The organism is Halomonas garicola, from assembly GCF_055382465.1.
This window is the reverse complement of the sequence record NZ_AP043931.1, coordinates 1,945,261-1,963,814: the sequence shown is the minus strand read 5'-3', so window position 1 is coordinate 1,963,814 and position 18,554 is coordinate 1,945,261. Positions and strand designations below refer to the sequence as shown.

At 61.2% G+C, this 18,554-nt stretch carries 14 protein-coding genes and 3 rRNA genes; 8 read left to right on the top strand and 9 right to left on the bottom strand.

The window, feature by feature from the left end; translation table 11 throughout:
* Positions 1-352: 352 nt before the first annotated feature.
* From ACZ46Y_RS09485 to rrf, 3 genes are all read left to right on the top strand, one after another.
* Positions 353-1,885: ribosomal RNA gene (locus tag ACZ46Y_RS09485) — 16S ribosomal RNA — on the top strand.
* A gap of 235 nt (positions 1,886-2,120) precedes the next feature.
* Positions 2,121-5,110 (top strand): 23S ribosomal RNA (locus ACZ46Y_RS09480).
* Between the two features lie 86 nt (positions 5,111-5,196).
* Positions 5,197-5,312, top strand: a 5S ribosomal RNA gene (gene rrf, locus ACZ46Y_RS09475).
* Together the 16S, 23S and 5S rRNA genes form the textbook arrangement of a ribosomal RNA operon.
* A gap of 442 nt (positions 5,313-5,754) precedes the next feature.
* On the opposite strand, the gene rnk is transcribed toward rrf, so the two are convergent.
* Both rnk and gdhA read right to left on the bottom strand, forming a co-directional pair.
* The gene (rnk, locus tag ACZ46Y_RS09470) at positions 5,755-6,168 is read right to left on the bottom strand and encodes a nucleoside diphosphate kinase regulator (protein ID WP_311956505.1); all 414 of its coding nucleotides are present in this window, start codon (positions 6,166-6,168) and stop codon (positions 5,755-5,757) included.
* A gap of 121 nt (positions 6,169-6,289) precedes the next feature.
* Positions 6,290-7,675 (bottom strand): NADP-specific glutamate dehydrogenase, encoded by a 1,386-nt coding sequence (gene gdhA / locus ACZ46Y_RS09465; RefSeq protein WP_311956506.1) that lies wholly within the window; start codon positions 7,673-7,675, stop codon positions 6,290-6,292.
* 201 nt (positions 7,676-7,876) lie between these two features.
* Here gdhA and rlmM point away from each other — a divergent pair, with 201 nt between their 5' ends.
* Positions 7,877-8,962: a 23S rRNA (cytidine(2498)-2'-O)-methyltransferase RlmM gene (gene rlmM / locus ACZ46Y_RS09460; protein ID WP_311956507.1), complete on the top strand. Its 1,086-nt coding sequence runs from the start codon at positions 7,877-7,879 to the stop codon at positions 8,960-8,962.
* A 34-nt stretch (positions 8,963-8,996) separates the two neighbouring features.
* Positions 8,997-9,251 (top strand): sulfurtransferase TusA, encoded by a 255-nt coding sequence (gene tusA / locus ACZ46Y_RS09455; protein ID WP_311956508.1) that lies wholly within the window; start codon positions 8,997-8,999, stop codon positions 9,249-9,251.
* A 52-nt stretch (positions 9,252-9,303) separates the two neighbouring features.
* On the opposite strand, the gene ACZ46Y_RS09450 is transcribed toward tusA, so the two are convergent.
* The 3 genes from ACZ46Y_RS09450 to ACZ46Y_RS09440 all read right to left on the bottom strand — a co-directional run bounded on the left by ACZ46Y_RS09450 (position 9,304) and on the right by ACZ46Y_RS09440 (position 12,552).
* Entirely contained in the window at positions 9,304-10,005 is a 702-nt protein-coding gene (locus tag ACZ46Y_RS09450) for a hypothetical protein (protein WP_311956509.1), read from the bottom strand.
* Positions 10,006-10,120: 115 nt separating this feature from the next.
* Positions 10,121-11,113: a DUF3080 family protein gene (locus tag ACZ46Y_RS09445; protein WP_311956510.1), complete on the bottom strand. Its 993-nt coding sequence runs from the start codon at positions 11,111-11,113 to the stop codon at positions 10,121-10,123.
* Positions 11,110-12,552, bottom strand: a complete 1,443-nt coding sequence (locus ACZ46Y_RS09440; RefSeq protein ID WP_311956511.1) for an MATE family efflux transporter — start codon at positions 12,550-12,552, stop codon at positions 11,110-11,112. The genes ACZ46Y_RS09445 and ACZ46Y_RS09440 overlap by 4 nt, the downstream gene beginning before the upstream one ends.
* Positions 12,553-12,631: 79 nt before the next feature.
* Between ACZ46Y_RS09440 and ACZ46Y_RS09435 the strand changes: the two genes are divergently transcribed.
* Positions 12,632-13,246: an elongation factor P hydroxylase gene (locus ACZ46Y_RS09435; RefSeq protein ID WP_376717593.1), complete on the top strand. Its 615-nt coding sequence runs from the start codon at positions 12,632-12,634 to the stop codon at positions 13,244-13,246.
* Here ACZ46Y_RS09435 and ACZ46Y_RS09430 read toward each other — a convergent pair.
* Positions 13,233-13,709: a hypothetical protein gene (locus ACZ46Y_RS09430; protein ID WP_311956513.1), complete on the bottom strand. Its 477-nt coding sequence runs from the start codon at positions 13,707-13,709 to the stop codon at positions 13,233-13,235. The two genes, ACZ46Y_RS09435 and ACZ46Y_RS09430, sit on opposite strands and share 14 nt — an antisense overlap.
* Complete coding sequence (locus ACZ46Y_RS09425) at positions 13,706-14,590, bottom strand: TatD family hydrolase (RefSeq protein WP_311956514.1); 885 nt, start codon at positions 14,588-14,590, stop codon at positions 13,706-13,708. Before ACZ46Y_RS09425 ends, ACZ46Y_RS09430 begins: the two co-directional genes overlap by 4 nt.
* 175 nt (positions 14,591-14,765) lie before the next feature.
* Between ACZ46Y_RS09425 and ACZ46Y_RS09420 the strand changes: the two genes are divergently transcribed.
* On the top strand, positions 14,766-16,688 hold the full coding sequence (locus tag ACZ46Y_RS09420) for an ATP-binding cassette domain-containing protein (RefSeq protein WP_311956515.1): 1,923 nt from the start codon (positions 14,766-14,768) through the stop codon (positions 16,686-16,688).
* 81 nt (positions 16,689-16,769) lie between these two features.
* On the opposite strand, the gene ACZ46Y_RS09415 is transcribed toward ACZ46Y_RS09420, so the two are convergent.
* Positions 16,770-17,222 carry a universal stress protein gene (locus ACZ46Y_RS09415; RefSeq protein ID WP_311956516.1) on the bottom strand — a complete coding sequence of 151 codons (453 nt, stop codon included), beginning with the start codon at positions 17,220-17,222 and terminating at the stop codon, positions 16,770-16,772.
* A 252-nt stretch (positions 17,223-17,474) separates the two neighbouring features.
* Here ACZ46Y_RS09415 and ACZ46Y_RS09410 point away from each other — a divergent pair, with 252 nt between their 5' ends.
* Complete coding sequence (locus ACZ46Y_RS09410; protein ID WP_311956517.1) at positions 17,475-18,011, top strand: preprotein translocase subunit YajC; 537 nt, start codon at positions 17,475-17,477, stop codon at positions 18,009-18,011.
* A 39-nt stretch (positions 18,012-18,050) separates the two neighbouring features.
* Here ACZ46Y_RS09410 and slyA read toward each other — a convergent pair whose 3' ends face one another.
* Entirely contained in the window at positions 18,051-18,503 is a 453-nt protein-coding gene (gene slyA, locus ACZ46Y_RS09405; RefSeq protein ID WP_311956518.1) for a transcriptional regulator SlyA, read from the bottom strand.
* Between the last annotated feature and the right edge of the window lie 51 nt (positions 18,504-18,554).

Below are 18,554 nucleotides of genomic sequence, written 5' to 3'. Positions count from 1 at the left end.
CGGCGGTGATAGGGCCCAAAAAAGGCCTTGTTTGTCAGCCAGTTACGCGGTTTAATTCAAGCCGTTGACAAACGCTTCAAGGCGTGTAGAATGCGCCTTCCTCGCAGCCGCCGCGGCAGGTCATCGCCGGCGAGTGGTGTTAGCGAGACGCTCTTTAACAAGTTGATCAGGTAATTCATGTGGGCGCTTGCCTGGGTGGGTGACAAATCACCTACTATCAAGGCAAGCGACGCGTCAGAATTTGGAAATCTCGATTTCTGGATTTTTTGAGAACGTTTGAAACCTTGAGCCAAGTTTGATCCGCTTTTTCCAATGCCCTCGGGCAGCGGAAAGCAAGGATCACAATGATCGTAAACCGAAGAGTTTGATCATGGCTCAGATTGAACGCTGGCGGCAGGCTTAACACATGCAAGTCGAGCGGAAACGACAGGAGCTTGCTTCTGGGCGTCGAGCGGCGGACGGGTGAGTAACGCATAGGAATCTGCCCGGTCGTGGGGGATAACCTGGGGAAACTCAGGCTAATACCGCATACGTCCTACGGGAGAAAGGGGGCCTTGGCTCCCGCGATCGGATGAGCCTATGTCGGATTAGCTGGTTGGTAGGGTAACGGCCTACCAAGGCAACGATCCGTAGCTGGTTTGAGAGGATGATCAGCCACACCGGGACTGAGACACGGCCCGGACTCCTACGGGAGGCAGCAGTGGGGAATATTGGACAATGGGCGGAAGCCTGATCCAGCCATGCCGCGTGTGTGAAGAAGGCCCTCGGGTTGTAAAGCACTTTCAGTGAGGAAGAACGCTGTCGGGTTAATACCCCGGCAGGGAGACATCACTCACAGAAGAAGCACCGGCTAACTCCGTGCCAGCAGCCGCGGTAATACGGAGGGTGCAAGCGTTAATCGGAATTACTGGGCGTAAAGCGCGCGTAGGCGGCGCGATCAGCCGGTTGTGAAAGCCCCGGGCTCAACCTGGGAATCGCATCCGGAACTGTCGCGCTAGAGTGCAGGAGAGGAAGGTGGAATTCCCGGTGTAGCGGTGAAATGCGTAGATATCGGGAGGAATACCAGTGGCGAAGGCGGCCTTCTGGACTGACACTGACGCTGAGGTGCGAAAGCATGGGTAGCAAACAGGATTAGATACCCTGGTAGTCCATGCCGTAAACGATGTCGACCAGCCGTTGGGGTCCTTGAGACCCTTGTGGCGAAGTTAACGCGATAAGTCGACCGCCTGGGGAGTACGGCCGCAAGGTTAAAACTCAAATGAATTGACGGGGGCCCGCACAAGCGGTGGAGCATGTGGTTTAATTCGATGCAACGCGAAGAACCTTACCTACCCTTGACATCCTGCGAACCCGAGAGAGATCTCGGGGTGCCTTCGGGAGCGCAGTGACAGGTGCTGCATGGCTGTCGTCAGCTCGTGTTGTGAAATGTTGGGTTAAGTCCCGTAACGAGCGAAACCCTTGTCCCTATTTGCCAGCACGTAATGGTGGGAACTCTAGGGAGACTGCCGGTGACAAACCGGAGGAAGGTGGGGACGACGTCAAGTCATCATGGCCCTTACGGGTAGGGCTACACACGTGCTACAATGGCCGGCACAAAGGGCTGCTAACTTGCGAGAGTGAGCGAATCCCATAAAGCCGGTCTCAGTCCGGATCGGAGTCTGCAACTCGACTCCGTGAAGTCGGAATCGCTAGTAATCGTGCATCAGAATGGCACGGTGAATACGTTCCCGGGCCTTGTACACACCGCCCGTCACACCATGGAAGTGGACTGCACCAGAAGTGGTTAGCCTAACTTCGGAAGGCGATCACCACGGTGTGGTTCATGACTGGGGTGAAGTCGTAACAAGGTAGCCGTAGGGGAACCTGCGGCTGGATCACCTCCTTAACCGATGCGTCTACCCGCCCGGCAAGTGCCCACAATGAATTACCTGATCGATGTGCCCCTGAGCAGTCATAAGCCCCGTGAAACGCCACGACGCTTATGACTGCTTTCAGGCAGTGCTCTTTAACAAGATATATCATGCTGATAAAACGATCTTCCTTGAGAAGATCATGTGATACGTCTCAAGCGTATCCGGCAATATCGTTGTCATTGCGACCCCGACTCCTTCGGGTTATAGGGTCAAGCAATGAAGCGCACACGGTGGATGCCTAGGCAGCCAGAGGCGATGAAAGACGTGGAAGCCTGCGATAAGCGTCGGCGAGGTGGCAAACACCCTTTGACCCGGCGATCTCTGAATGGGACAACCCACTCATCACAAGATGAGTATCGTATCCTGAATCCATAGGGATACGAGGCGAACCGGGGGAACTGAAACATCTCAGTACCCCGAGGAACAGAAATCAACCGAGATTCCCCCAGTAGCGGCGAGCGAACGGGGAGTAGCCCTTAAGCGCGTGACCGATTAGACGAAGGCCCTGGGAAGGGCCGCCATAGTGGGTGATAGCCCCGTAGTCGAAAATCCGATCGCGTGAAATCGAGTAGGTCGGGGCACGAGAAACCTTGACTGAAGACGGGGGGACCATCCTCCAAGGCTAAATACTCCTGGCTGACCGATAGTGAACCAGTACCGTGAGGGAAAGGCGAAAAGAACCCCAGTGAGGGGAGTGAAATAGATCCTGAAACCGTGTGCGTACAAGCAGTGGGAGCCCCATCACTAAGCTTCTTCGTGATGAGCTCATCATTATCACATCCGCTTGAGGGTTAACGTTGCCTGCAACGTTCAACCCAAAAATCAAGCAGAGGTGGCTTAGTGATGGGGTGACCGCGTACCTTTTGTATAATGGGTCAGCGACTTATTTTCCGTAGCGAGCTTAACCGTGTAGGGGAGGCGTAGCGAAAGCGAGTCTTAACAGGGCGACAAGTTGCGGGGAATAGACCCGAAACCGGGCGATCTACCCATGGCCAGAGTGAAGGTTGAGTAACATCAACTGGAGGCTCGAACCCACGTATGTTGAAAAATGCGGGGATGAGCTGTGGGTCGGAGTGAAAGGCTAATCAAGCCCGGAGATAGCTGGTTCTCCTCGAAAGCTATTTAGGTAGCGCCTCACGTATCACCACCGGGGGTAGAGCACTGTTTCGGCTAGGGGGTCATCCCGACTTACCAACCCGAGGCAAACTCCGAATACCGGTGAGTGCCAGCGTGGGAGACACACAGTGGGTGCTAACGTCCATTGTGGAAAGGGCAACAACCCAGACCGTCAGCTAAGGTCCCCAAATTCTGGTTAAGTGGGAAACGATGTGGGAAGGTTTAGACAGCTAGGAGGTTGGCTTAGAAGCAGCCATCCTTGAAAGAAAGCGTAATAGCTCACTAGTCGAATCGGCCTGCGCGGAAGATGTAACGGGGCTAAACCAGATACCGAAGCTACGGACGTGTCTTTTTAGATACGTGGTAGAGGAGCGTCGTGTAAGCCGATGAAGGGAGGCTGAGAAGCCTGCTGGAGGTATCACGAGTGCGAATGCTGACATGAGTAACGATAAAGGGCGTGAAAAACGCCCTCGCCGGAAGACCAAGGGTTTCTGTTCGACGCTAATCGGAGCAGAGTGAGTCGGCCCCTAAGGCGAGGCCGAAAGGCGTAGTCGATGGGAAACGGGTCAATATTCCCGTACCTCACAGTATTGCGATGGGGGGACGAAGAAGGCTAGGTGAGCCAGGCGACGGTCGTCCTGGTGAAAGTCCGTAGGCTGAACCATCAGGGAAATCCGGTGGTTCAAGGCCGAGAGACGAGACGAACAGCCCACGGGCTGGAAGTCATCGATGCCACGCTTCCAGGAAAAGCCTCTAAGCCTCAGATACTGCGAGACCGTACCCCAAACCAACACAGGTGGTCAGGGTGAGAATCCCCAGGCGCTTGAGAAAACTCGGGTGAAGGAACTAGGCAAAATGGTGCCGTAACTTCGGGAGAAGGCACGCCGCCGGTACGTGAACCCCCACGCGGGGGGAGCGGAAGGCGGTCGAAGATACCAGGTGGCTACAACTGTTTACTAAAAACACAGCACTCTGCTAACGCGCAAGCGGACGTATAGGGTGTGACGCCTGCCCGGTGCCGGAAGGTTAAGTGATGGCGTTAGCTTCGGCGAAGCGCTTGATCGAAGCCCCGGTAAACGGCGGCCGTAACTATAACGGTCCTAAGGTAGCGAAATTCCTTGTCGGGTAAGTTCCGACCTGCACGAATGGCGTAATGATGGCCACGCTGTCTCCACCCGAGACTCAGTGAAATTGAAATCGCCGTGAAGATGCGGTGTACCCGCGGCCAGACGGAAAGACCCCGTGAACCTTTACTATAGCTTCACACTGGACGCCGATGTTGCTTGTGTAGGATAGCTGGGAGGCTTGGAACCCCGGTCGCCAGACCGGGGGGAGCCACCCTTGAAATACCAGCCTGGCATCATTGGCGTTCTCACTCCGATCCGTGATCCGGATCGAGGACCGTGTGTGGTGGGTAGTTTGACTGGGGCGGTCTCCTCCCAAAGCGTAACGGAGGAGCACGAAGGTACCCTCAGCACGGTTGGACATCGTGCAGTGAGTGCAAGAGCACAAGGGTGCTTGACTGCGAGACAGACACGTCGAGCAGGTGCGAAAGCAGGTTCTAGTGATCCGGTGGTTCTGTATGGAAGGGCCATCGCTCAACGGATAAAAGGTACTCCGGGGATAACAGGCTGATACCGCCCAAGAGTTCACATCGACGGCGGTGTTTGGCACCTCGATGTCGGCTCATCACATCCTGGGGCTGAAGTCGGTCCCAAGGGTATGGCTGTTCGCCATTTAAAGTGGTACGCGAGCTGGGTTTAGAACGTCGTGAGACAGTTCGGTCCCTATCTGCCGTGGGCGCAGGATGTTTGCGAAGGGCTGCTCCTAGTACGAGAGGACCGGAGTGGACGCACCTCTGGTGTTCCGGTTGTCACGCCAGTGGCATTGCCGGGTAGCTAAGTGCGGACGGGATAACCGCTGAAAGCATCTAAGCGGGAAGCCCCCTTCAAGATGAGACATCCCCGAGGCCTTGAGCCTCCTGAAGGGCCCAGCAAGACGAGCTGGTTGATAGGCCGGGTGTGGAAGCGCTGCAAGGCGTTGAGCTAACCGGTACTAATGTGCCCGTGAGGCTTGACCCTATAACACCCAAGGGGTCGGGTCGCAGGACAACGACAAGCCGGATACGCAAGACGATCACGAACAGCATGATATATCACCGGTTACGCCTGACGGCCATAGCGAGCGGGAACCACCTGATCCCTTGCCGAACTCAGCAGTGAAACCGCTCAGCGCCGATGGTAGTGTGGGGCCTCCCCATGCGAGAGTAGGACATCGTCAGGCATCTATACGCAAAGAACCCGGCCCCCGTGCCGGGTTTTTTGTGTGTGGGCTTTATGCGTGGAAGGCGCCAGGAAAGGGTATAGTGTCATGGCCCCCTTGGGTCATAGCGAGCGCAGCGACGCTATCTCGGTTTTTCTTTACCGTGCCACCGCCCGTACGAGATCGCCACGTCGCTATGCGACTCGCGATGACCGTAGCGGGAAAGTGCCAGCGCAAGTATGAGATCGCCACGTCGCTATGCGACTCGCGATGACCGTAGCGGGAAAGTGCCAGCGCAAGTATGAGATCGCCACGTCGTTTACCCCCGTTTTCTGGTTGCTTGCGCTCCTCGCGACGACCGTAGCGGGCTGTGAGCACCGCACCCGCCACGTCATAGCGACCCCTGGGTCATCGCGATGACCGTAGCGGGGAAAGGCGCACGCGCCCACCGCGGCATGGCGTATTAACGGTGATACTGCTTTTCGCGTTCGGGTTGCCATAAAATGGCATCGATGCGCAGGCGGGCCTTGCCGTTATTAGGGAGCGGCCAGTCGGCAACGTCGCCGACTCTGAGGCCAATCAGGCCGGCACCGATAGGTGCCATGACGGAAATGGCATCTTCAACGCTGCTCATGGCGTGCGGGTAGACCAGGGTACGGGTTATCTGGCGATCACGTTCCAGATCGGTAAACTGGATCTGGCTGTTCATGCTGACAATATCATCGGGAACATCGGCCGGATCCACTACTTCGCCTCGCGTAAGCTCCGCTTCGAGCAGCTCAGCAACGTCCAGATCCTTGTCGGAAGCATCGTCAATCAGTCGCTGCAGGCGCTCGGCGTCGAGTCGATTAATCAGGATAGGCGGACGGTATCCCATGGTGCTCTCCTTGGAATAGAAAACGCAAACGCGCAATAGCCAATAAAAACAGTCCTTCCCCGAAAAAATGGGGAAGGACTGTGTCAGTTATTACTATACGCTATTTGCGCCGACAAGACGATCAGACAATGCCCTGATCGATCATGGCATCAGCGACCCGCCTGAAACCGGCGATATTGGCGCCGAGCACCAGGTTGGCGGGGGCGTCAAACTCTGCGGCCGTATCGGCGCACTGCTGGTGAATATCAGCCATGATGGCCTTGAGCTTGTCATCGACCTTTTCCAGCGGCCACTGTTCCATGCTGCTGTTCTGGGCCATTTCCAGCTGGCTGGTCGCCACCCCACCGGCGTTGGCCGCCTTGCCCGGCCCGTAGGCAATGCCGGCATCGATAAAGCAGTCAACGGCATCCGCGGTGGAGGGCATATTGGCGCCTTCGCTAACGCAATCGATGCCGTTTTTCAGCAGCGCCTTGGCGTCGGTGGCGGTCAGTTCGTTTTGCGTGGCGCAGGGAAAGGCGGCGTCCGCCTCGAGATGCCAGACGGCGTGGCCATCTTCGGGGTAGTCGGCCACCTTGATAAAGCGGGCTTCCTGGCGCGTTTCCAGATACGTCTCAAGGGAGAGACTGTCGACTTCCTTGAGTTCCTTGAGCAGCGCCAGGTCGATGCCGTCAGGGTCATGGAGGGTGCCGCCGGAATCCGAGCAGGTGATCGGCTTGGCGCCGAGCTCGAGCAGTTTTTCAATGGTATAAATGGCGACGTTACCCGCCCCGGATACCAGACAGGTTTTGCCCTCGATGCTGTCTTTGCGCGCTTTTAGCATGTTTTGGGCGAAGTAGACAGCGCCGTAGCCGGTGGCTTCCTTGCGGCCGATGGATCCGCCCCAGTCAAGCCCCTTGCCGGTCAGAATGCCTTCATGTCGGCCGGTCATGCGCTTGTACTGGCCGTAGAGGTAGCCAATTTCGCGGGCGCCCACTCCGATATCGCCAGCGGGGACGTCAGTCGTGGGGCCGATATGGCGATAAAGCTCGGTCATGAAGGCCTGACAGAAGCGCATGATCTCGGCATCCGACTTGCCCTTGGGGTCAAAGTTGGAGCCGCCCTTGCCGCCGCCGATGGGCAGGCCGGTGAGCGCGTTTTTGAAAATCTGCTCAAAGCCCAGAAACTTGATAGTGCCGGACGTGACGCTGGGGTGGAAGCGCAGGCCGCCCTTATAGGGTCCTAGCGCCGAGTTGAACTGTATGCGATAGCCCTTGTTGACCTGCGCCTTGCCGTTATCGTCTGCCCAGCAGATGCGGAACATGATCTGGCGCTCGGGCTCCACGATGCGCTCGATGATATTGTGTTCCAGGTAGTGTGGGCAGCGCTTGAACAGCGGACGTAAGCACTCCAGCACTTCTTCAGCGGCCTGATAGAACTCGGTTTGGGCCGGGCTGCTTTTTTTCAGGCTGGCCAGCGTATCGGGGACGTAGGTTTCAAGATGCTGTTGGGGATCCTGTGTCTCGGCCATGGTGTCTTTACCTTGTTCGATGATGTGTGTGCAGATGACAAAGCTAGCTTATTAAACCCGATTATGCGTTCCATGCATACCTTATACGGTTAGTGGTTGCCCAGGGGTGGCTGGATAACGGGGCAGGCGTCTTTGATACAGGGGGCGATGGCAGCCGTGTTAGCATGTAGTCCCGTTTTCCATGAGACGCAAGGGGGCAAGGTGAATCAGACGGTGCCGGCAACGTGGCTGGTTTACTGCCGGGAAGGCTTTGAGCGGGACGCCCAGGCGGAGCTCTTGTATCATGCAGCGCAGCACGATGCCGATGTCAAGGGGACGGCCGGCGCCGGCTGGGCCGGCGTTACGCGAACGGACGGCGGAATGGCCAATGCGCTACAGCGCGAAGTGGCGTTTTCGCGGCTGGTGTTTGCCCGGCAGAGTCTGATTGCGCTGCCGGCGCTAAGCCTTTCGCGGGACGATCGCCTGAGCGCTATTGCCGGCCAGGTCAGCGGGGCCGGGTGGAGCTTTGATAGTATCTGGCATGAAACCCCCGATACCAACGACGGCAAATCGTTAGCGCGGCTGACAAAGGCGCTGACGCGCCCTTTGCAAAGCCTGTTGAAAAAGCGTGGCGCCTTGCGGCGTAATGCCGGCGGTCGGCGCCTGCATCTGCTGTGGCTGTCAGGAGAGCAGGTGTTAGTCGGCATGAGCTTTCCCGGCAATCGCAGCGAACTTGCCGGCGGTATCCGGCGGCTGCGGTTTCCCTCGCGCGCTCCCAGCCGCTCGACGCTGAAGCTGGAAGAGGCCTGGCACGAGTTTGTGCCGCGCGATGAGTGGGACGCGCGTCTGGCAGAAGGCATGCAGGCAGCCGATCTGGGGGCCGCGCCCGGCGGCTGGACCTGGCAGCTGGTGCAGCGTGGCATGCACGTGTACGCCATTGATAACGGCCCCATGGACAAGGCCCTGATGGCGAGCGGGCAGGTGGAGCACCTGGGCGAGGACGGCTTTACCTGGGAGCCACCGGAACGCCTTGACTGGCTGGTCTGCGATATCGTGGATAAGCCGGCCCGGGTCCTGGCCATGGTTGAGCGTTGGTTGATAAGGCGCTGGTGCCGCGAGGCGGTGTTCAACCTGAAGCTGCCGATGAAAAAGCGCTGGGAAGAGGTTCAGCGAAGCCTGAGTGCTCTTGAGTGCTCTCTGGGGCAGACTGGAATTGACGCTACCGTGGCGTGCCGCCATCTGTACCATGACCGCGAAGAGGTGACTGTGCATGTGCGGCTGCTGGCTCCCGCCAGCCAACGTGCCTGATGCCGAAAGCGTTTGACGACTGAGCGAGATAATCATGTCTGACACGACTGCCAACCTGCCGGAACACGATGCGCTGCTGGACACCAGCGGCCTGTACTGCCCCGAGCCCGTTATGCTGATGCATAACAAGGTGAGGGACATGACACCGGGGGAGATACTGCAGGTAGTGGCCACCGATCCGGCCACTACCCGCGACGTGCCAAAGTTCTGCCAGTTTCTCGGCCATGAGCTCGTGGAGCAGCATACGGCCGGCGAGGTTTACCGGTACTTTATCCGCCTGGCGGGCTGAACCATTCGGTTGTGCCATGAAGGTGCCCGGCAGTCAGGCGCCGCCAGGAGGCTTAGCTATCGCCTTGAGGCACGACGATGAGCGCCAGGGCATCCAGAGTTGCCGGGTCTTCCTCGATGATGCGGTTGGCGATGTGGCGCTGAAAGAAGTACAGTCGCGGATGGCGTGAGCGAGCGTTATACAGGCAGTCGTCACCCAGCCGCACCGGCGTCATGACTATCTGGTCATCATCGGCAAGCAGCGCATCGATACTGCCGTCGCTGTAAAGCGACCAGCCGTGGACGGGCTTCATCTGCCAGGGTGTCTCGTGGGTATCCATGCACAGGGCGTGGGTGCCCTGGGTGTCGGGTAGCTGCTGAAGCAGGGTGACGTCGCGGGACGTTTCATATTCAAAGTAGGTGGCTGCTGCCTGCAGCTCGTCGTATTTGTGCTCCGGCGGGGCGGTGAATATTTCTTCGGTTTCCGGGTCGCGGTAGCCGATGAAGCGGCCGTCTTCCTCGCTGTTGATATGGGGGCAGGGCGTGAGGGTGGCCATCCAGGGCACAAGGCCGTCGACGCTGCCGTCCTGATGCAGCCCCCATGCAAGTACCGGAATGCTATAGCCGGTTTCCGTATCGGTATCGAGCTGGTAGAGCATTTCCAGCCCGTCAAGCTCCGGCGCCAGGCGTACCAGCTGCTTTTGTGCCTGGTGACGCCGGCGTACCGTCTCCAGATCGATGACCCGGGCAGAGCGGGATGACAAGGATGCGCCCATGATGTCCCTCCTGATGCTGCATGGCCTCGATAGCGGCAAGATCTCACCTTGCCTTGTCCCTCACCAATAGCACAGCTTGAGACGAAGGTTAAGCGTGGCCTGTTGTTTTGCTGCTTTATTCGTCAGAGCAGGGTGATAAGCGCATGCGTACGGCGTGATGCTCGATCAGAGCAGCCTGAAACGATGCCCGGGGCGCCCGGGGGTTATCCAGCGATAGCCAGCGCTGGCGGTAGGCCTTCATTGCCCCGGGAGGCGTTACCGGCAGGCTGTCGAACAGCGCCTTGACGGCGTTTAGCCACTGCCCGGCCTTATGGCGGGTAGCGTCGATCGCCAGGGTCGGCCCGGGCGGCAGACAGCGCCCGGGCGGGGCCTTGTGCAGAGCAGCGGTGGCTTCGTGAAGGCGCCGGGTGGCAAGCATCAGCGTGCGCAGCGTTTGAGCGGTGAGCGGGCGGGCGCGCAGGGTCTTGAGGTTTTCCTCAAGGCGGCCGGAGTCCTGCTCCCATTCGCGGCTGAACTGGTGGCGCACCATGGCCGTTAGGTAGTCGAGCGCTTCGAGGTCGGAGCGAATATCGGCCCGGCTGAAGTCGATGGCATGGCTTGCCCGGGCAAAGCTTTTTTCCCACTCGTCGGAATCGAACAGCGCATTCCAGCTGACGTAGGGCAGCTGCCGGGTCTTGGTCAGCGTCAGCCGGCGAAGGCGTTGGCGATCATTATCGGCAAGCCCCCGGGGTACCTGGGTATTCCAGCAGCCGCTCAGGCGTTGCCACAGCTCGCGCTCGTACAGCCACTGCTGGCTGGGCGGGGCGACGCGCCCGAGCTGGTTATTGCGTCCGGCTACCAGCGAAACAATCCGGCACTCCCGCAGCGCGTAGACGTTGAGCATCCCCTCGCGAGTTTCTTCAATGTTGAAAAGGCGGTTACGGCGCCCGGGCAGCTTGCCGATATTTGACGGCGCCGAGCGGGCAATGGGGGCAATGCCGAGCGCCTGCTCGAGCGCGCGGTGATAATCGACCCAGCGCTGCTCCACGCCGCCGTCGCCGCAGCCGGCAAGCAGCAGGGCGATGGCCGGGGCGACCGCGAGACGACGGATCAGGCGCCGGAACGTCACGCGGCGGGTACGCCCTGAGCGCGGGTTTGGCGGCTGATCTTCTGCAGCCGCCAGCCCAGCAGTACGGCGGCCGTGCTGAGCCCGGCAATCAGCCCCAGCCAGTAGCCGTGTACGCCCAGCGGCCCGCTGAGCGAGCCGGCGCCGCGGGTGCCCAGCCAGTGCCCGCCGCCCAGCCCGACGCACCAGTACGAGAGCACGGTGATCAGCATGACGATGCGGGTGTCCTTGTAGCCGCGCAGAGCGCCGGCCAGGTTGGCCTGAAGCGAATCCGACACCTGATAAAGCGCCGCCAGAGAGAGTAGCGAAACGGCCAGCTGCTGCACGTCGGGGTTGGGCGTGTAGAGGGCAATCACCCAGGCGCCGGTAACCCACAGCAGGGTGCTGTTGATCGCCGCCGCGGCCAGGCTGATGGCAACGCCGTTGCCTGCCACCAGTCGCGCCATGGCGGGGCGGTTCTGGCCCAGGGTATTACCCACGCGCACCGTCAGCGCCATGCTCAGGGAAAGCGGCAGCATGAACAGAATGCCGGTATAGCTAAAGGCGATCTGGTGCGCGGCCACGGTGATTTCGCCGAGACTTGCGATAAAAAGAGCGATAAGCGTGAACAGCGTTACCTCGACAAAGATGGCAATGCCGATGGGCAGGCCGACCACGGTCAGCTCGCGCAGCCCGCTTGCCTGAGGCCAGGTAAGGCGCTGCCACAAATTAACCGGGTCGTAGGCGCGGCCCCGGCGGGTGTAGAACGCCATGGCCAGCGCCATGGTCCACATGGAAAGCGCGGTGGCGATGCCGCAGCCAAACGCGCCAAGGGCGGGTAGCTGCTGGAGAACGCCGGGGATCCAGGGGCCGAATACATCGACCAGGCCGTCGCCGCCGTAAATCAGCAGGTAGTTGCTGGGAATATTCACGCCGAGCCCGATCAGGCTGATCCAAAGCGACGGGCGGGTATGGTTCATGCCGTCGGAAAACGCCCTAAGCGCCTGAAAGAGCGCGACCCCCGGCATGCCGAAGGCCAGCGCCGACAAATAGGCCGAAGAGGCGGCGGCGACGTCAGGCGGCACGCTCATCAGGGCGAATATCGGCGCTACTGCCAGCCATAACAGGCCGGCCGACATCACGCCGAGCAGTAGCGCCACCCACAGCGCCTGATGGACTGCCGGGCGAATCTCGGCGTGGCGCTGCCCGCCGAGCAGCTGGGCGACAATGGGGGTGACACCCATCAGCGTGCCGGTCATGAACAGCATCAGCGGCAGCCACAAGCTTGAGCCCACGGAGACCGCCGCCAGCGCCGTGGCGTTCAGGCGCCCGGTCATCATGACGTCGACCACGCTCATACCGCCCTGGGCCAGCTGGGCCCCGCAAATGGGCAGCGCCAGACTTGCCAGCAGGCGGGTTTCCGGCCAGTAAAGCGTTTTTAGCCGAGAGGCGATGCGGCTCAAGGCGGCCTCCTGTCTATCATGGGTCATTATAAAAAGCGGCCTGCTTAGCCTGGCGGTTGATCGACGTTATACTGCCCGCATGAGCATTATCCGCCAAGGAGTTGACGTGGTATCCAAAGCCTGCGCAGCCGACAAACAACGCTGGACGCTTGACGATATTATCGCCCTGTTTGACGGCGTGTTTGCCCCGACCTTTCAGACGCGCCTGGTTCGTGGCGAGGATGAGCCGCTTTATGCCCCGGCCGACGCCGAGACGCCGTATCACCGGATCATCTTCGCCCGGGGCTTTTATGCCAGCGCCCTGCACGAAATCAGCCACTGGTGCATCGCCGGCGCCGAGCGGCGCAGGCGTGAAGACTACGGCTACTGGTATCTGCCCGACGGGCGCAACGAACAGCAGCAGCGGGCGTTTGAGCGGGCGGAAGTCGCCCCTCAGGCGCTGGAGTCGCTTTTTGCCGAGGCCTGCGGGCGCGAGTTCAACGTCAGCGTGGATAATCTCGACGGCGATGCCGAGGTCGACCGCCACGCCTTTGCCGCCAAAGTGCGCGCAAGGGCGCAGCGATACCTGAAAGACGGCCTGCCTGCCCGGGCGGCGGCGTTTCGCGAAGCGCTTTACCGCTACTATCAGGCCTCGGCCACGCGGGATGAGGCCTGCAAGGCCGGGCGCGAGGTGCTCGCCGCTAGCGCGCGATAAGGCGCTGGTGCAGGTGCAGCATCGCCTCGACTTCGTGCTCGGGGCGCATGGGCTCAAGCCCCAGCTCGTTGAAGGTTTCGCCGCGCTGGCGCTGCCACTCGCCCGGGCCGGCGGCGTCGTAGAGCACCTCGGCCGGGGCCAGTTCGACAAAGGGGTCGAGCCCGTAGGTGTCGAAAAGGCGCGCCAGCGCTTGGTCCTCCTCGCCGCTGCCGTTGGTGTAGAGCGTGGCGTTGAAGTGATCGTTCTCCAGCTCGCGGATCACGTCGAGGGGGCTGACGCCAAGGCTCTCCAGCTCTTCCATGCTGTATTCCCCGGTGATGCTGGACTCCTCGTCCAGCCAGCTGTCGTCGGGCTGGATCAGCGTATGCTTGATGCGCCCGTCGGGCAGCGACCAGGCAATGGCCAGCGGCAGGCCGTCGTCGTCGGTGGTTTCCAGCGCGATAAATCCCGGCATCTCGTTCATTCAGCAGTTGTCTCTTCACAGGTGGCACGCACTGCCGAGTCGGGCAGGCGGAAAAAGGCCGCGGCCGTCCGGGTGGTGCCCGCGGCCAGCGCGGCCTCGTCCATGTCGCGCCGGCAGGCGATTTCGCGCACGATCCACGGCAGCAGCGCCGGTTCGTGGCGCCGCCCTTTGAGCTTTGCCGGCAGATTGCGCGGCAGCAGATAGGGGCAGTCGGTTTCCACCATCAGCCGCTCGAGCGGAATCTCGCCCACCAGCGGGCGCAGATGGTGCCCCCGACGCTCGTCGCAGAGCCAGCCGGTCAGGCCGATATGCAGGTCCAGGTCAAGATAGCCGTAAAGCGTGTCCTTGTCCGCGGTGAAGCAGTGCACCACGGCTTGGCCGATATCGTCGCGCCAGCTTTTGAGCATCTCGCGCATGCGCCGCCCGGCGTCGCGCTCGTGGATGAACAGCGGCAAGTCGTGTCGGGCAGCGAGCGCCAGCTGCGCCTCGAACGCGTGCTCCTGCTCGGCGGGCGTGGAAAAGTTGCGGTTGAAGTCCAGCCCGCACTCGCCCACGGCAACCACGCCCGGGTGGGCATAAAGCGCGGCCATGTGCTCGGCAAGGGTCGGGTTCCAGCCGCTGGCATCGTGCGGGTGGACCCCGGCGGTGGCGTAAAGCCCCGGATGACGTTCGCTCAGTTCGGCCGCCTGCCTGGCGTGCGCAAGATCGGTACCGGTAAGGACCAGGGCCGCGACGTTGGCCGCCCGGGCCCGGGCGAGCACGGCGTCAAGGTCGCCGGCAAAGCTCTGGTGGGTCAGGTTGGCGCCGATATCCACCAGCGGCGACGGCGAACGAAACTGCAGCGCCTCGGGGAGGACGTCGTCAGGGAAGGCGTTGGCCACAAAGGGCTCCTGTAAAGCGTCAATGAAGAATACCGGTACCATGCGGCGCGGGGCGCTGAGCGTGGCAGCTGCCGGGCGCGGCCTAGTGTAACGCCTGACAGGCACGGCGGCGATACCACCACCTGCGCGGCTGCATACGTTACACTACCGCTCCGCAACACGAGGAGGAGACGGCGTGACCTTGTTACGACTGGAACAGCTACAGCTGGCTTACGGCACTCAGGTTCTGCTGGACCGCGCCGACCTGACCATTGAAAGAGGCGAGCGCCTGGCGCTGGTCGGGCGCAACGGCACGGGTAAATCGACGCTTTTGAAGCTGGTCGCCGGCGATATTCAGCCCGACGACGGCACGATCTGGCGCGCGCCGGGGTTGAAAATCGGCGTGCTGGCCCAGGAGCTGCCGAACTCGTCGGGCATGACGATCTTCGACATGGTGGCCCAGGGGCTGCCCGAGGCCGGAGCGCTTTTGTCGGAATATCACCACCTGATCCATGCCGCCGAGCCCGACATGGACCGCATGGCCACGCTACAAACGCGCATCGAAGCCATTGACGGCTGGTCGTTTCATCAGCGTATCGACGTCATCCTCACCCGGCTGGGGCTACCTCCCGATATTGCCATGAGCACGCTCTCCGGCGGCTGGCGCCGGCGCGTGGCGCTGGCCCGGGCGCTGGTGGCCGAGCCCGACCTGCTGTTGCTGGACGAGCCCACCAACCATCTGGATCTGGACACCATTGCCTGGCTCGAAGAGCAGCTGCTGGCCTTTGACGGCGCGGTGCTGCTGATTACCCACGACCGCGCCTTCCTCTCCCGGCTGGCCACCCACGTGCTCGAGCTCGATCGCGGCAAGCTGGGGCGCTATCCCGGCAACTACGCGGCCTACCAGGAGCGCAAGGAGCACGAGCTGGAGGTGGAAGCCCGGGAGAACGCCGAGTTTGATAAAAAGCTCGCTCAGGAAGAAGCCTGGATACGCCAGGGCATCAAGGCGCGGCGCACGCGTAACGAAGGCCGCGTGCGTGCGCTGGAAAAAATGCGCGCCGAGCGCAGCCAGCGCCGCGAGCGTCAGGGGACCGCCAACCTGAGCGTTGACCGCGGCGAGCGCACCGGCAAGCGGGTGATCGAGCTTAAGCACGTGACCCATTCCTACGGCGATAACACGCTCATCGATGATGTCAGCCTCGAAGTACAGCGCGGCGACCGCATCGGATTTTTGGGCCGCAACGGCGCCGGCAAGACAACGCTTTTGAAGATCATGCTCGGCGAACTCGAGCCCACCGGAGGCAGCGTGCGGCTGGGGACCAATATTAACGTGGCTTACTTTGACCAGCTGCGCGCCGGGCTCGAGCCCGAGGAAACCGTGTTCAACAACGTGGCTCAGGGCAGCGACCGGGTGTCGGTCGGCGGCAAGGATCGCCACGTGATGAGCTACCTGCAGGATTTTCTGTTTACCCCGGAGCGGGTTCGCCAGCCGGTCAGCGCGCTATCCGGCGGCGAGTCCAACCGCCTGCTGCTGGCCAAGCTGTTTACTCAGCCGGCCAACGTCCTGGTGCTCGACGAGCCGACCAACGATCTCGACATGGAAACCCTGGAGCTTCTTGAAGAGCTGCTGCTGGACTTCGACGGCACGCTGCTGCTGGTGTCCCACGACCGGACCTTCATGGATAACGTGGTCACCAGCGTGCTGGCGTTTGAAGGCGAAGGTCAGGTGCGCGAATACGTCGGCGGCTACACGGACTGGATACGCCAGGGCGGCACGCTTCCCCCGGCGCCCTGGGAAGGGGCGGCGCGCCAGCAAACCGAACCGGTTGCCGAGCAAAAGAGCGCCGCGGCAGTGAAAAAAACCGCGGCGGCGCCGGCGAAAAAAGGCGTCAAGCTTTCCTACAAGCTTAAGCGCGAGCTTGACGGCCTGCCGGCCGAGATCGAGCGGCTGGAAGCAAAGGTGGAAACGCTTGAGCAGGGCGTCGCCGATCCGGCCTTTTATCAGCAGCCGGCCGATGAAGTAGAGGCCCGGCTCAAGGAGCTGAGCGACACCCAGCAGGCGCTGGACGCGGTGATGGAGCGCTGGATGGAGCTTGAGGCCATGGCCGAGGGCGAGTAGCCCCGGCGTGCAGAAAAGCGGCGGTAGATAGACAAAAAAGGCGCCCGACGGCGCCTTTGCACTGGCTATGTTACCGGCCGATTATTCGTCGCTTGCTTCGCCTTTCTTCCCCACGCGCACGGCCAGCACGTCGCACGGGGCGCCGTGGAGTACGCCGGTCGAGGTCGAGCCCAGCAGCAGGGCAAAGCCGTGGCGACCGTGGGAGCCGACCACGATCAGGTCGACGTCGTTGTCGCCGGCAAAGCGGTGAATCTCGGTATCCGGCATGCCCACCACCACGTGCTGGTTGATGTCGTCCACGTCGGCGGAGGCAATTTCGCCCAGTCGCTTCTTGGCGTGGTCATCCAGCTGATCCTGAATGCTGGTCAGGTCCATGGGGATATCGCCACCGTAGGCAAACCCCAGCGGCTCAAGGGTATGCATGATGGAGATTTTGGCTTGATCGTTACGTTCGGCGATTGCCATGGCGCGCTCCAGCACCTTGTGCGAGTCCTTGGTCAGGTCGACCGCTACCAGAATGTGGTGATAGCTCATGTTATCCCTCCGCGGTGGTAAAACTTCATACTAACGATGCTTGCCGGCTAAGGTGATTGATGATTTGGCCTGAAGAAAAGCAGCGCTGCATGAAAGCAGGGCTTATAAACAGGGCTTGTAACTAAAGCTTGTAAATAGAGCTTGCCTACAGGCCAGGTCAAGCCGTACCGGAAACGGCAGCGAACCTGCCTTTACTTTAGGCCGGTACGGCCGAATTAACAACGGATGGCGTGCTAAAACAGGAGCTTGAGCATGGGGTGGCTGATCATGGTGGCGGCGGTACTGATGGTGATTTCACCGGTGATGTGGCTAAAGCCCAGCCCGCGCCAGCGTCGGCAAAGCCGCCTGCGCGAGATGGCGCGGCAGCGCGGCGTAGAAATCGCCCGCCGGGAAGCGCCGCTGCACTTGGTCAGAGAAAAGATGCCGGCCTATCGGCTGCGCTACCCCGACGAGCACCCGGGGCCGGACTTCGTGCTGGTGCGCGATCGCGTTGCCAGCGCCGCGCTTGACCGCTACTGCCATGGGTGGCGCTTTCGTATCGCGCCGCTTAGGCCGCTGCCGGCGAGCGCTCAGCAGACGCTTGAGGCACTGGTGTCAACGCTGCCCGACGACGTGCTGGTGGTTCAGTCCAGCGCGGCGGCGCTAACGCTTTGGTGGTGGGAGTCCGCCACCGCCGACGGCTTTGCCCCCTGCATTAAAGACGCGGCTGCGCTGCGCGATGACCTGAGCGGCTACGCCGATCGCCCCGATGCCCGGCCGCTTGCCGTACCCGGCGCGCGGCCGCGCTAATACAAGCCAGTCTCACCAAGCCGGACCCGGCAAGGCGCGCTAAACCGTTTCCAGGTTTTGGTCGCGCTCCTGAAGCGTCAGCCCGTTGTCCTCAATCACGGCCAGCCAGCTATCCAGCTGCTCGATGTTGTCTTCGCTCAGCCCGGCGAGCATTTCCTGGCGGGCCTCATCGGCCACGCGGCCGATCTTGTCCAGCAGCGGCATGGCCTCGGCGGTGAGGTAGAGGCGCTTGGTGCGCCGGTCGCTTTCGCAGGCGCGCCGCTCAATCAGGCCCTGCTCTTCCAGCTGACCCAGAGTGCGCACCAGCGAGGGCGCCTCGACGCCGATGGCGCGGGCCAGATCGCACTGAGGCTGGCCGTCGCCCATGCGCCACAGGTGGTAAAGCGTGACCCAGCGCGTCTGGGTCAGCCCCAGCGGCGCCAGGCGACGGTCGAGAATGGAGCGCCAGAGGTGGGGTAGGCGGGCAATGCGAAAACCGAGAGACGTAGCCATAGGTGCCCTACTATCGATCAAAGAGAAAATATGCCGGTCAAGGCGTAAAAA

Bases quoted from the DNA above. Each gene is read 5' to 3' on its own strand.
- ACZ46Y_RS09410 (WP_311956517.1), top strand. From the start codon at position 17,475: ATGGGGTGGCTGATCATGGTGGCGGCGGTACTGATGGTGATTTCACCG.
- gdhA (WP_311956506.1), bottom strand. From the start codon at position 7,675: ATGGCCGAGACACAGGATCCCCAACAGCATCTTGAAACCTACGTCCCC.
- ACZ46Y_RS09435 (WP_376717593.1), top strand. From the start codon at position 12,632: ATGAGCATTATCCGCCAAGGAGTTGACGTGGTATCCAAAGCCTGCGCA.
- tusA (WP_311956508.1), top strand. From the start codon at position 8,997: ATGTCTGACACGACTGCCAACCTGCCGGAACACGATGCGCTGCTGGAC.
- rnk (WP_311956505.1), bottom strand. From the start codon at position 6,168: ATGGGATACCGTCCGCCTATCCTGATTAATCGACTCGACGCCGAGCGC.
- ACZ46Y_RS09430 (WP_311956513.1), bottom strand. From the start codon at position 13,709: ATGAACGAGATGCCGGGATTTATCGCGCTGGAAACCACCGACGACGAC.
- ACZ46Y_RS09415 (WP_311956516.1), bottom strand. From the start codon at position 17,222: ATGAGCTATCACCACATTCTGGTAGCGGTCGACCTGACCAAGGACTCG.
- slyA (WP_311956518.1), bottom strand. From the start codon at position 18,503: ATGGCTACGTCTCTCGGTTTTCGCATTGCCCGCCTACCCCACCTCTGG.
- ACZ46Y_RS09450 (WP_311956509.1), bottom strand. From the start codon at position 10,005: ATGGGCGCATCCTTGTCATCCCGCTCTGCCCGGGTCATCGATCTGGAG.